The sequence below is a fragment of the Pararhodospirillum photometricum DSM 122 genome (assembly GCF_000284415.1).
Taxonomy (GTDB): Bacteria; Pseudomonadota; Alphaproteobacteria; order Rhodospirillales; family Rhodospirillaceae; genus Pararhodospirillum; species Pararhodospirillum photometricum.
In genome coordinates this window covers 3,000,511-3,013,641 of the sequence record NC_017059.1, presented here as the reverse complement: position 1 = coordinate 3,013,641, position 13,131 = coordinate 3,000,511, and the positions used below count along the sequence as shown (strand labels likewise).

Below are 13,131 nucleotides of genomic sequence, written 5' to 3'. Positions count from 1 at the left end.
TTCCCCCCCCCCTTTCCTCTTCCTTGCCCCCTCACGGCACCACCGGGAGTGTGAAGGTAAACGTCGTGCCTTGGCCGTCGTCTGAGGTCATGGTGATGGTGCCGCCGTGGCGGGCGACGATGCGTTTGCAGATGGTGAGGCCGATGCCGGTGCCGGGGTAGGCGGTTTTGGGGTGGAGGCGGCAGAACATCTCGAAGACGTCTTGGCTGGTTGGGCCGATGCCGATGCCGTTGTCGGTGACCGAGATCTCCCACATCTGGTCTTTGCGCTGGCTTCTGACCACGATTTTCGGGCGGCGCCCTGGGTGGCGAAACTTCAAGGCGTTGCCGATCAGGTTTTGAAAAACCTGCATGAGCTGCAAGCTGTCACCGTTAATCTCGGGGAGTGACTTGACCACAATCTCGGCGTGATTTTGGGTGATGCCGTCGCGCAGATTATCGAGCGCGGCAGTGCAGGCGTCCGCTAGGGCCACCCGCGTAAAGCCGGTGCCAGGGCTTGCCACGCGGGACACGGCTAGCAAATCCTGGATCAACAGGCTCATGCGCTTGGCCGCCTCGACGACAAAGGCGAAGTTTTCCCGATGCTCGGCCGGGAAGTCGTTGCCCATGCGTCGTTCGATGAGTTGGGTGAAGGAGACGATGGAGCGCAGCGGTTCTTGCAGGTCGTGGGAGGCGATGTAGGCGAAGCGCTCCAGTTCGGCGTTGGACCGGGTGAGTTCCTCCACGGAGTCCATCATCTTGAGTTCGGCCCGTTTGCGGTCGGTCACGTCCTGGGCGGTGCCCGTGCCTTTGAGCGGCTGCCCGTCGGGGCCGAAGCGGACCTCGGCGCGCTGGCGCACCCAGCGGATCGTCCCCTGGTGCAAGATCCGGTGCTCGATATCGTAGGGGGTACCGTCGAGAGCGGCGTGCCAAGCGGTCATGACCTGCGCTTGATCGTCACGCGGCAGACAAGCAAAAAAGGTCTCGAGATCCATGGGGCGTTCGGGGGGCAGGCCGAAAATGCGGTAGGTCTGCTCCGACCAAGTGAGGCGACCGCTCGGGATATCCAGGTCCCAACTGCCGATCTGGGCCACTTTTTGCGCTTGCTTCAGGCTTTCGCGGCTGTTTTGCAGGGCAATTTCGTTTTGGCGTAACGCGGTGATTTCATAGGCGATCCCCAGCACGCCGATCAGGGTGCCATCCTCGTCGATCATGGGCGTTTTTGTGGTTTGCAGCAGCACGCGCGCCCCCCCAACGGCGTAGGTGATCCATTCTTCGTTGACCATGGGGCGCCCGGCCTCGATCGCGGCTAGGTCTCGTTCGCGGAAGAAATCGGCAAGGTTCTGGTCAAGGAAATCATGGTCGGTTTGACCGACGATTTCCTCTTCTGACGCCCCAAAAAACAGCTCGAATTCCCGATTGCAGGCCAAGTAGACGCCATCGGCGTTCTTGAGCCAGATCATTTGCGGAATGGTGGCCAGCAAGGTTTTGAGAAACCGCCGCTCCCCTAGCAAGGCGGTCTGGCTGGTCCGCAACAGGTCCTCGGTGCGTTTGAGAGTGGCGATCTTGTCCTCGATCGCCGCCGCCATGCCGTTAAAGGCGTCGGCCAGTTGTCCCATTTCGTCTTGAGTCTTGAAGGTCAGGCGCACCCCATAGTCGCCGTGGGTCAGCTTCTGGCTGGCTGCGACCAAAGGGTGAAGGGGGCGGGTGATCAGGTAACTGGTGAGCGCCAGAATGACAAAGCTTAACACTACTTCCAAGACGGCAATAAGGGCGCTTTGCATCACAAGATGGTCGCGCGACAGGAGAAAAGATTGGACCGACAGGCCAAAATGGACCCGTCCTACCCGCGTTCCTTGGAGCAGCAGGTCGCGTTCGACGGACAGCACGGGGGCGGCGGTGAGGGAGGCGACGGAGGCGTTCAAGGGGACGGCCGACGGCTCCACCGTCCCCGCGTGGGCGAGGAGTCGTCCGTCCAGGGTGTAGACCAGGATATAAGGCAGATCGGAGCGCTGCCCTTCGGTGAGCGTCTGCACAATGGCCTGAAGCTCGGCCTTGTCGCGGGTGAAGACGCGGCTGCTGAACGCCGCATCGAACATCGGCCCCAGGGCTTCGAGGCGCGAGCGCACCCGTTCCTCGGTGGCATCACTCAGAACGCGATAACTGTTGCCCAGAAGCAGGGCCAGCATCAGCATTTCCACCGACAAGGCGGCGGTGATCAACTTGAAGCGCAGCGACCGGTGCCAGGGCGTTTTCCGCAACGACCACAAGGCGTTGTCCTTTCTCAGGGCGAGGGGGGGATCAGGCAGGCCGTATAGGGATCCAAACTGGCCATGACCGCCTCGTCCACCGGCCGAAAATCGACAAGGGCGTTTTGGTCCAGATAGGCCCGCCCCTCGGGGCTGTCTTGAAAGCCGAGCAAGGCCGTTGCCAAGCGGGACCGGGCTTCCTGGTCCAGCCGGGGATGGCTTAAAACGAAAAATCCCGGCACCGGTGGCGCGACATAAACTTCGTGGATGCCCTTGGCCTCTGGCGTCTCATCCAGGAGCACGTGGCGGCGTGTGGTGATCACGGCATCGGCCTCGCCGCGGTCAAGCGTGCTCATCACGTTGGAAAAGCTGCGTGTTTCGAGCAAGCTCACATCGCGTCCGGGCTCCAGGGTGTGGTCGCGCAATGTCCTTGCGATGATCTGATAGGCCAATGAGGCGAAGGCCCCCACCGCCAGGGTGCGCCCGCGCAAGTCGCTCAAGGTGCGCAGCTCCGGGTCGCGGGCCATCACCACGGCTTCCTTTTGGTAACCGGTCTGGGCCAGGGGATGCCAGCCGTCGCGCTGCTGCGCCAGCCGCCCCATATGGGGGGCCGTGAGCACGATATCGTACTCCCCGCGTTCGGTAGCGGCGACAAAGGCGTCGAAGGTGGGGGCGGAGACCAGCTCGACCGGACGCCCCAGCACTCGCGCGGTGTAGTCCCTCAGCCGGACGTGCTTGTCCAGGATGTCGCTGGGCGAGGCATAGGGCAGGATGGCAAGAATCACGAAATCGGTAGCCCAGGCCGACCGTCCCCCAAGAACGGCCAGGGCCGCGAGTCGCAAAAGGGTGCGTCGCCCGATGTCCTTGCGGGATGTTGCCTGCTCACTTCCCATGGTCGCCTCGCCAGAAGGCTGGACGCACGTCTTTGGTTGTTCTCCCATGTTAACACATGGGCTGGACCAAAGAACACAGCCACCCCGACCGGGCGACGGATTTCCCCCTGAGGAAGCCTCTGGACAGCGGCCGTCCAGTGTGGTGTAAACTTTCCTTACGCCCCGGGCCGAGGCCCGGCCGTCCGGGACGTCATGGTGGCGCTCCATCCATGCCTTGATCCGAAGATGCCGTCCCTGGGGCGGGTCTTTTGTCATGCTTGGAAACTCTAGGAGATCCCCCATGCCCCTGTGTGGTCATGATACCCTGAAAACCCGGCGCACCCTGAGCGTCAACGGGCGCGAGGTTGATTACTTCAGTCTCGAGGCGGCTGGGCTGGCGGGCGTGGAGCGCCTGCCGTTCTCCCTCAAGGTTCTTCTGGAAAACCTGTTGCGCTACGAAGATGGCCGCAGCGTTACCGTCGAGGACGTGCGCGCTGTTGCTGACTGGCTGGTCAACCATCGCTCCGAGCGCGAAATCGCCTTTCGGCCGGCCCGCGTGCTTATGCAGGACTTTACCGGCGTGCCCGGCGTGGTCGATCTTGCCGCCATGCGCGAGGCGGTCAAGGCCCTGGGCGGCCCGGCTTCGGCCATCAATCCGCTCTCGCCCGTTGATCTCGTCATCGACCACTCGGTGATGATCGATTACTTCGGTTCGGCCGACGCCCTCACGAAGAACATGGATCTCGAGTTTGAGCGCAATGGCGAGCGCTACGCCTTTTTGCGCTGGGGGCAAAAGGCCTTCAACAACTTCCGCGTGGTGCCGCCCGGGGTGGGCATCTGCCATCAGGTGAACCTGGAGTATCTGGCGCGCGGCGTTTGGACCGGCGAGGAAGCCGGCCGCACCCTGGCCTTCCCCGACACCCTGGTCGGCACCGACTCCCACACCACCATGATCAACGGCCTGGGCGTGCTGGGCTGGGGCGTGGGCGGCATCGAGGCCGAGGCGGCCATGCTGGGCCAGCCCCTGTCCATGCTGATCCCCGAGGTCGTTGGCTTCGAGCTGACCGGCACCTTGCCCGAGGGCACCACCGCCACCGATCTGGTGCTCACCGTGGTGCAGATGCTGCGCAAGAAGGGCGTGGTCGGCAAGTTTGTCGAGTTCTACGGCGACGGCCTCGATAGCCTGCCGCTGACCGACCGCGCCACCATCGCCAACATGGGCCCGGAATACGGCGCCACCTGCGGCTTCTTCCCCATCGACGCCGAGACCCTGCGCTTCCTGCGCTTTACCGGGCGCGATGAGGACACGGTGGCCTTGGTCGAGGCCTATGCCAAGGCGCAAGGCCTGTGGCGCGTCTCCGGCGCCCCGGCGCCCGACGTTCACCGACACGCTCCACCTCGACATGGGCACGGTCGAGCCCTCGCTGGCCGGGCCGCGCCGCCCGCAAGACCGCGTCCCCCTGGCCCGCACGGCGGCCGCCTTCGCCGAGGCCCTGCCCTCCCTGGCGCCCAATGCCGGCACCGGCCGGACCGTGGCCGTTGAAGGCGCCGACTACAGCCTGAGCGACGGCTCGGTGGTGATCGCCGCCATCACCTCGTGCACCAACACCTCCAACCCCTCGGTCATGATGGCCGCCGGTTTGGTGGCGCAAAAGGCCGTGGCGCGCGGTCTGACCCGCAAGCCCTGGGTCAAAACCTCCCTGGCCCCGGGGTCGCTGGTTGTTGCCGACTACTTGCAGAAGGCCGGACTTCAGGACGCCCTGGATGCCCTGGGTTTCCAGATCGCCGGCTTTGGCTGCACCACCTGCATCGGCAATGCCGGACCGCTCGACGAACCGATCGCCAAGGCTATCGACGGTAACGGTTTGGTGGTCGGCGCCGTGCTCTCGGGCAACCGCAACTTCGAGGGCCGCATCAGCCCGCATGTGCGCGCCAACTATCTGGCCAGCCCGCCGTTGGTTGTCGCCTATGCCCTGGCCGGCACCCTGACCCTCGATCTGACCACCCAGCCGCTGGGCCAAGACCGGAACGGTCAGGACGTGTACCTCAAGGACATCTGGCCGACCGCCGCCGAGGTCGCCGCCGCCATCGACAGCGGCATCACCCCGGCGATGTACCGCGAGCGCTATGCCAACGTGTTCGACGGCCCTGCGGCGTGGCAGGCCATCGAGGTGGCCGAGGGCGAGACCTACGCCTGGGACGCCGAGTCCACCTATGTCCAGCATCCGCCCTACTTCAAGGGCATGACCGCCACCCCGGTGCCGGTGACCGACATCAAGGGGGCGCGGCCGCTGGCCATTCTCGGTGATTCCGTGACCACCGACCACATCAGCCCCGCCGGCTCGATCAAGGTGGACAGCCCGGCCGGGCAGTACCTGATCAGCCGGGGCGTGGCCAAGGCCGACTTCAACTCCTACGGCGCGCGGCGTGGCAACCACGAAGTGATGATGCGTGGCACCTTCGCCAACATCCGCATCCGTAACGCCATGGCGCCGGGCACCGAAGGCGGCGTGACCATGCACCAGCCCTCGGGCGCGGTGATGCCGATCTACGACGCGGCCATGGCCTACCAGCGCGAGGGCGTGCCCTTGGTGGTCATTGGCGGCGCCGAATACGGCACGGGCTCGTCGCGCGACTGGGCGGCCAAGGGCACCAACCTGCTCGGCGTTAAGGCGGTGATCGCCGTTAGCTTCGAGCGGATCCATCGCTCGAACCTCGTCGGCATGGGCGTGCTGCCGCTCCAGTTCGCTCCCGGCGTCGATCGGGTGTCCCTGGGCCTCGACGGTACCGAGACCTTCGACATCGTGGGGCTCGACAGCCTGACCCCGCGCCAGACCCTGACGGTGACGGTGCACCGCCAGGACGGCAGCACCACATCGTTCGAGACGGTGTGCCGCATCGATACCCTCGATGAAATGGACTATGTCCGCAACGGCGGCATCCTCCAAACCGTGCTGCGCCAGATCACCCGGTAAGGAACGGAGGGGTCTGGGGAGGCGAGCCTCCCCAGACTTCCTTTTTTATTTTTTATAAAACGCGCGATACCACGCCACGAACCGCCGCACCCCCTCCTCAACCGGCGTCGAGGGCTGATAGCCCGTGTCGTTCGAGAGGTCGGAGACATCGGCCCAGGTGCCGGGCACATCGCCGATTTGCATGGGCAGCATGGTCTTGCGCGCCGTCATGCCCAGGGCCTCTTCCACCAGATCGATATAGCGCAGTAACGTGACCGGCCGGCTGTTGCCGATGTTGTAGACGCGAAACGGCGCCACCGGGCTGGTGGCCGGGTCGGGGATGCCCTCCAGCGACGGGACCGGCAACGGGGGGGTGTCGAGAACCCGCACGATGCCCTCGACGATATCGTCGATGTAGGTGAAGTCGCGCACCATGTCGCCGTGGTTAAAGACCTTGATCGGCTCGCCTTTAAGGATTGCCTCGGTAAACAAGAACAAGGCCATGTCCGGCCGCCCCCACGGGCCATACACGGTAAAAAAGCGCAGGGCGGTCGAGGGCAGCTTGAACATATGGGCATACGAGTGGGCCATCATTTCATTGGCCCGCTTGGTCGCGGCGTAAAAGGTCAGGGGATGGTCGGCCGCGTGGTGTTCGCTAAACGGCTGCTCGCGGTTGGCGCCATAGACCGAACTGGTGGAGGCAAACACCAAGTGCTCGACCCCGACCGAGCGGCAGCCTTCCAGCACGGTAAAGGTCCCCATCAGGTTGGAATCCACATAGGCCCGGGGGTTTTCCAGGCTATAGCGGACCCCAGCTTGGGCCGCGAGATGCACGACGCGCCGCGGGCGGTAAACCTCGAACACCCGGGCCGTCTCCTCGGCGTCGGCGAGGTCGATGCGCTCCTCGCGAAACCGGGGGAAGGCCAGCAGGCGCTCGGTGCGCGCCGCCTTGAGACGGACATCGTAATAGGGGGTATGGCAATCGACGCCGACCACCTGGTGTCCCGCTTGCAGAAGACGCAGGGCCACATGGTTGCCGATGAAGCCGGCTGACCCGGTGACAAGGATGGTCATGGCGAAGGATCCGTCTCGCGGCCAGGAGGAGAGAGAGGGGCCTCCGAAGGGACTCGGAGGCCCAGGAGGTTACGCCTTACGATTGGCGATCAGGTCTTCCACAACGCTGGGATCGGCCAGGGTCGAGGTGTCGCCCAGCGCGCCCACTTCGTTTTCGGCGATCTTGCGCAGGATGCGGCGCATGATCTTGCCGGAGCGGGTCTTGGGCAGGCCCGGGGCCCACTGGATCACGTCGGGGCTGGCGATCGGGCCGATTTCCTTGCGGACCCAGGCGACCAGCTCCTTGCGCAGCTCCTCGCTTTCCTTTTCGCCGGCCACCAAGGTGACATAGGCATAGATGCCCTGGCCTTTGATGTCGTGCGGATAGCCGACCACGGCCGCCTCGGCCACCTTGGCGTGGGCCACCAGGGCGGATTCGATTTCGGCGGTGCCCATGCGATGGCCCGACACATTGATCACGTCGTCCACGCGGCCGGTGATCCAGTAATAGCCATCGGCATCGCGGCGGCAGCCGTCGCCGGTGAAGTAGTAGCCCTTGTAGGTGGTGAAGTAGGTCTGCACGAAGCGCTCGTGGTCGCCATAGACCGTGCGGGCCTGACCGGGCCAGGAGTCGGACACACAGAGATTGCCCTCGGTGGCGCCGCTCAGTTCATTGCCCTCGCCGTCCACCAGCACGGGCTGCACGCCGAAGAACGGCCGGGTGGCCGAGCCGGGCTTGAGGGCGGTGGCGCCGGGCAGCGGGGTGATGAGGATGCCGCCGGTTTCGGTCTGCCACCACGTATCGACGATGGGGCAGCGGCTGTCACCGACCACGCGGTGGTACCAGATCCAGGCTTCGGGATTGATGGGCTCGCCCACCGAGCCCAAAATCCGCAACGACGAGCGGTCGCAGGCCTTCACCGGCTCCTCGCCCTCGCGCATCAGGGCGCGGATGGCGGTCGGCGCGGTGTAGAAGATGTTGACCTTGTGCTTTTCGACCACGCGCCAGAAGCGCGACGCATCGGGGTAGCTGGGGATGCCCTCGAACATCAAGGTGGTGGCGCCATTGGCCAGCGGGCCATAAACGATGTAGCTATGGCCCGTCACCCAACCGACGTCGGCGGTGCACCAGTAGATTTCGCCGTCGCGGTAATCAAAAACATACTCGTGGGTCATCGAGGCATAGACAAGGTAGCCGCCCGAGGTGTGGAGCACGCCCTTGGGCTTGCCGGTCGAGCCCGAGGTGTAGAGGATGAAAAGCGGGTCTTCCGCCTCCATTTCCTCGGCGGGGGCATCCACCGGCTGAACGGCGGTGATTTCCTCGTACCACAGATCGCGGCCGGCGGTCATGGGCACATCGCCGCCGGTGCGTTTGACCACCACCACCGACTTAACCGACGGGCAGTCGGCCAGGGCTTTGTCCACGTTGGTCTTGAGCGGCACCCGGCGTCCGCCGCGCAGGCCCTCGTCGGCGGTGATCACCACCGTGCACTCGGAGTCCTGAATGCGGTTGGCAAGGCTGTCGGGCGAGAAGCCGCCGAACACGATGGAGTGGATGGCGCCAATGCGCGCGCAGGCCAGCATGGCCACGGCGGCCTCGGGGATCATCGGCAGGTACAAGCACACCCGGTCGCCCTTCTTGACGCCCAGGGCGCGCAGGGCGTTGGACAGGCGGCCCACCCGCTCGTACAGGTCGCGGTAGGTCACGGCCTGGGACTCAGCCGGGTCATCCCCCTCCCACAGGATGGCCGTCTGATCGCCCCGGGTGGCCAAGTGGCGATCCAGGCAGTTGGCGGCGACGTTCAAGGTGCCGTCATGAAACCAGCGGATGCGCACGTCATGCGGGTCAAACGAGACGTCCCGGACCTGGGTAAACGGCTTGATCCAGTCAATGCGCTTGCCGTGCTCCGCCCAGAACCCCTCCGGATCCGTCACAGACGCCTTGTACATTTCCAAGTAGCGCTCGTTGTTGATCAGGGCGCTGTCGGCGATCGCTTGCGGAACCGGAAAAACGTCAGTCTCGGACATGGATAACTCTCCCAACGTGTTCAAAGTTTTTAATGTGGCCCGGGATTCAGGCCCCGGACGTTGAAACAGGCCCGGGAACTTTGGGGGCAGGCGTTCCGAAAAACAACCCTTCCCGTCGCGTTCGCCTGGGGTTTGGTGGTGAGGGCGAAGGGCTTGCCTCACGGGAAGGGTGCAGGCGGCAGTCCTCCCATCCGGCGCAGGCGCTCCCACGCCTCGGGGTCGATGGGCACTACCGAGAGGCGTGATTGGCGGACCAGTCCCAGATGGGCCAGGGCCGGGTCGGCCTTGATGGCGGCCAGGGGAATGGGGGTGGGCACGGCCTGGACCGCCCGGACCTCGACCAGCCCATGGCGTCCGCTGGGATCGGTGGGGTCGGCCCTGAACGGTCCCACGATTTCGACGATCCCCACGATGCGCTTTTCGGTCACCGAGTGATAAAAAAACGCGAGATCCCCCTCGCGCATGGCTTTCAGGTTGGCTTGGGCCTGCGCGTTGCGCACCCCGTCCCAGGGTTCGGTGCCCTTGGCCACCTGATCATCCCACGACCATGTGCCGGGCTCGGACTTCAGCAGCCAGTAAGCCATGCCGAGGATCTCCTTGGGGCGATGCGGGTCAACCCTGGGCGCGGGTGCCCAGCAGGAGCTTGTAGGGCGTGACCGTCACCGAGGCGAACAGGCCGGCCACGCCGTAGGGATCGCCGGCGCAAAAGGCCTCGGCCTCGGCTTGGTCGGCCACGTCGAACACCAGCAGGCTGCCGATCATGGCCGAGCCATCGGGGGACAGCAGGGGGCCGCCGAACACGATTTTTTTCTGGGCTTCCCACGACCGCGCATAGGCCAGATGGGCCTCGCGGTTGGCGAGCCGGACCTCGGCGTGGTCGGGTTTGTCGAGGCAATACACCGCAAACAACATGCAAGGATCTCCCATGGACCGGGGCCAGACGGGGCCCCCTGCCCTACCATGCCACAGTCGTTGTCTCAGGGTCTTCCAGGAAAAGGCGTGGCGGAGACGGCGAGCCTGGGGCGATCAGCGGCGGCTGGGAACAAAGCCGATTCGTCCCGTCAGCATGGCCTCGAACGTGCTGGTATCGACCGGCGGGCTGAACAAATAGCCCTGGAACACCTGACAACCGTTGGCCACCAGAAAGGCCCGCTGTTCGGGGCGTTCCACCCCTTCGGCCAGAACATCCAGGCCCAGGCTGCGCGACATGGCGATGATGGTGCGGACAATCACCGCGTCGTTGGGATCGGTGGTCACGTCCTCGACGAACGAGCGGTCGATCTTGAGTTGGTCCAGCGGCAGCCGTTTCAAATACGACAGCGACGAATAGCCGGTGCCGAAGTCGTCCATCGAGAAGCCGACGCCCTCGGCCTTCAGGCGGTTCATGGTCACGATCGAGCCTTGCACGTCGTCGAGGATCAGGCTCTCCGTCAGTTCCAGCTTGAGCCGGCTGGGATCAATGCCATGGCGCGACAGGAGATCAAGCACCTGGGTGACAAAGGTCGGGTCGCGGAATTGAACCGCGCTGACGTTAACCGCAATGGTCAGGGATTGGCCCAGACCCAGGCTGTTCCAGTGCGCGATGCGGCTGCAGGCCTGCTCCAGCACCTGCCGGCCGATCGGGCCGATCAGGCTGGTTTCCTCGGCCAGCGGGATGAACTCGCCCGGCGGGACCAAGCCGGCGTGGGGATGGTTCCAGCGCACCAGGACCTCGGCCCCTACCAAGGTCCCCGTGTGATCCACCTGCGGCTGGTAGTACAGGGTAAATTCCTCGCGGGTCACGGCGGCGCGCAAGTCGGCTTCCAGGCGCGAGCGGCGCATCAGGGCGTCTTGGATGGCGGGCTCGAAGAAGCTCAGTCGGTTGCGGCCGCGCGCCTTGGCCTGATACATGGCCGTGTCGGCGTGCTTGAGCACCGTGTCCACGCTATCATTGTCATTGGGGAACAGGCAGGCGCCGATACTGGGGGTGATGACGTGGCTCGTTCCTTCGATCTCGCACGGGAGGTTGAGCGCGTTCAGGATTTTTTCCGCCACCCGCTCGACCTGGGTCGCGGCCTCGGCGCCGTCCGGGTCGAGGTGGGGCAAGATCACCACGAACTCGTCGCCCCCTAGGCGCGCCACCAGATCGCGCTCGCGCACCGTGTCGCGCAGGCGCCGCGCCACCTCGATCAGCAGCTTGTCGCCGATATCATGGCCCCGGGTGTCGTTGAGGGTTTTGAAGTTGTCGAGATCGATGAACAAAACCGCCCCGTTGATCCGCAGGCGCTGGGCCGCCGCCAGCGCCTGGGTCAGGCGCGAACGCAGCAAAAGACGGTTGGGGAGTTGGGTCAGGGGGTCAAAATAGGCGAGCTGACGGATTCGCTCCTCGGCCGCCTTGCGGTCGGTGATGTCGGCGAAGGTCCCGATGTGGTGGGTGACCCGGCCATCGGGCTCGCGGGCCAGGGTGATGGCGAGGCCGCTCAAGAACACGGAGCCATCGGCGCGGCGGATCCACACCTCGCCGGCCCAGCCGCCGTTTTCCCGCAAGGTGCGACGCAGTGTTGCCAAAAAGCGGATGTCATGCCGATCCGAGACCAGCAGCATCACCGAGCGCCCCCGCAAGGTTTCGAGCGCATGGCCGGTCATGCGTGTGAAGGAGGGATTGACGGCAACGATGAGGTTGCGGGTATCGGTGATGACCACGGCGTCGGAGGCACTCTCGAACACCCGGGCCGAGAGGCGCAGTTTTCGTTCACTCTCAGCCAGGGCGGCGCTGCGTTGTTCCAGATCGTTGCGGTAACGGGTCAACAGGCGGTTCATCCAGCCCCCGACTCCGGCCGCCACGCCCCCCGCTCCGAGCAGCACAAAGATAATCACCTCCCCCAGGGTCTTGCGGTGTTCGACAATCTGATGTTCCAGGGCCGCGCGCCGGGCGTTGACCAGCCGGGTGACGTCGGCCAAGTCGATGCTGGCCACCAAGATCCAGTTCCACGGCTTGAACAGGCCCAGGCGTACCAAGCGCGGGCTGGGGGGATGCCCCGAGGGGTCGGGCAGATCCAAGGTCAGGGAGCGCTCTCCCGAGGCCAGCGCCGAGCGGATCCGTTGGATCAGCGCCTCGCCCCCGGGTTGGCGCCGCAGCCACGCCTCGTCCGCATCCAGGCGCGAGGGCGAGAGCCCCGGGGCCAAGGCGGCGAGTTCGCGGTCGGGTTCCGCCGCCAGTACCAGCACGGCGCCGCTGGTGCCAAAATGCACGGCGCGGACCTGGGGCAAGGCCCGGCTGCGGATATCGTCGTCCACGGCCTCCAGGGTATCGCCAACGCCAATCAGCCAGTCGTAGGGGGCAAAGGGGCGCACGTGGGAAATCTTGTGGCGGGCCTCGCTCCAGCCCGAGGGGGTCCAGAGGTAGCGGACAAAGCCATCGGCCGGGGGAGAGAGGATTTGGCGCACCGGAACCCCTCCTTGGGGGTCGCGGATGTCAAGACCCGATCCGCCCTCGCGCCCCGGCTCCACCGGGTGGAGCAAAATGGTGCCCGTGCGGTCCAGGACAAACGCATAGCCGCGCCCGCTGGAGAACCGAAGGGGTCGCAGGCTTTCAAGGACAATCTGGCGGACCTTGGCTTCGGGCAGGGTTCCCCGGAGCTGGTCGTGAACCGTTTGGGCGATGCTCACGGCCTGGCTCGTCTGGGCGCGCAGGTCGCTTTTGAGGCTCGCTTCCACCGTGGTGCGCTGCTGTTCAAGCTGGGCCAGCAGCGAACTGACCTGCCGGTCCAGCAGGGCCTCCTGCTCCTGGTGGGCCTGGGCCTCGACATCGTCCAGGGTCCGCCCAATATAATCGGTAAAAGAGGTGATGGACCACGTGCCAAGACCAAGGGCAATGATCAAGGTGGTTCCCAGCATCCCCAGGACCTGAAGCGCGGGCAGCGTGCGTTCCGTGAACACCTTTACCATACAATGTCCTGGTCGCTGTCCGCAGGCCCATGCCCCGCGCCGGCGGGGGACTTTATATCCCGGCGGTGGT

7 protein-coding genes and 1 pseudogene are annotated in these 13,131 nt (G+C 65.1%); 1 reads left to right on the top strand and 7 read right to left on the bottom strand.

All coding sequences use genetic code 11. The features are described 5' to 3' along the window. Positions 1 to 31: 31 nt before the first annotated feature. Positions 32 to 2,248 (bottom strand): ATP-binding protein, encoded by a 2,217-nt coding sequence (locus tag RSPPHO_RS18055; RefSeq protein WP_014415763.1) that lies wholly within the window; start codon positions 2,246 to 2,248, stop codon positions 32 to 34. A gap of 14 nt (positions 2,249 to 2,262) precedes the next feature. After that, the gene (locus RSPPHO_RS13455) at positions 2,263 to 3,120 is read right to left on the bottom strand and encodes a phosphate/phosphite/phosphonate ABC transporter substrate-binding protein (protein ID WP_041795569.1); all 858 of its coding nucleotides are present in this window, start codon (positions 3,118 to 3,120) and stop codon (positions 2,263 to 2,265) included. A gap of 280 nt (positions 3,121 to 3,400) precedes the next feature. On the opposite strand from RSPPHO_RS13455, the pseudogene acnA reads away from it, so the two are divergent. Beyond that, positions 3,401 to 6,074: pseudogene (gene acnA, locus RSPPHO_RS13450) on the top strand (aconitate hydratase AcnA). 45 nt (positions 6,075 to 6,119) lie between these two features. Here the strand turns inward: acnA and RSPPHO_RS13445 are convergent. The 5 genes from RSPPHO_RS13445 to RSPPHO_RS18050 all read right to left on the bottom strand — a co-directional run bounded on the left by RSPPHO_RS13445 (position 6,120) and on the right by RSPPHO_RS18050 (position 13,061). Next, the gene (locus RSPPHO_RS13445; RefSeq protein ID WP_014415759.1) at positions 6,120 to 7,127 is read right to left on the bottom strand and encodes an NAD-dependent epimerase; all 1,008 of its coding nucleotides are present in this window, start codon (positions 7,125 to 7,127) and stop codon (positions 6,120 to 6,122) included. A gap of 69 nt (positions 7,128 to 7,196) precedes the next feature. Then, entirely contained in the window at positions 7,197 to 9,134 is a 1,938-nt protein-coding gene (acs, locus tag RSPPHO_RS13440) for an acetate--CoA ligase (RefSeq protein ID WP_041795567.1), read from the bottom strand. A 158-nt stretch (positions 9,135 to 9,292) separates the two neighbouring features. Further along, complete coding sequence (locus RSPPHO_RS13435) at positions 9,293 to 9,718, bottom strand: EVE domain-containing protein (protein ID WP_014415757.1); 426 nt, start codon at positions 9,716 to 9,718, stop codon at positions 9,293 to 9,295. 28 nt (positions 9,719 to 9,746) lie between these two features. Continuing rightward, positions 9,747 to 10,046: a YciI family protein gene (locus tag RSPPHO_RS13430; protein WP_041795565.1), complete on the bottom strand. Its 300-nt coding sequence runs from the start codon at positions 10,044 to 10,046 to the stop codon at positions 9,747 to 9,749. A 114-nt stretch (positions 10,047 to 10,160) separates the two neighbouring features. Then, positions 10,161 to 13,061: a bifunctional diguanylate cyclase/phosphodiesterase gene (locus tag RSPPHO_RS18050; RefSeq protein ID WP_051013885.1), complete on the bottom strand. Its 2,901-nt coding sequence runs from the start codon at positions 13,059 to 13,061 to the stop codon at positions 10,161 to 10,163. Positions 13,062 to 13,131: the final 70 nt, after the last annotated feature.

Coding starts and splice junctions, on each gene's coding strand:
- RSPPHO_RS13445 (WP_014415759.1), bottom strand. CDS start 7,127: ATGACCATCCTTGTCACCGGGTCAGCCGGCTTCATCGGCAACCATGTG.
- RSPPHO_RS13430 (WP_041795565.1), bottom strand. CDS start 10,046: ATGTTGTTTGCGGTGTATTGCCTCGACAAACCCGACCACGCCGAGGTC.
- RSPPHO_RS13435 (WP_014415757.1), bottom strand. CDS start 9,718: ATGGCTTACTGGCTGCTGAAGTCCGAGCCCGGCACATGGTCGTGGGAT.
- acs (WP_041795567.1), bottom strand. CDS start 9,134: ATGTCCGAGACTGACGTTTTTCCGGTTCCGCAAGCGATCGCCGACAGC.
- RSPPHO_RS13455 (WP_041795569.1), bottom strand. CDS start 3,120: ATGGGAAGTGAGCAGGCAACATCCCGCAAGGACATCGGGCGACGCACC.
- RSPPHO_RS18050 (WP_051013885.1), bottom strand. CDS start 13,061: ATGGTAAAGGTGTTCACGGAACGCACGCTGCCCGCGCTTCAGGTCCTG.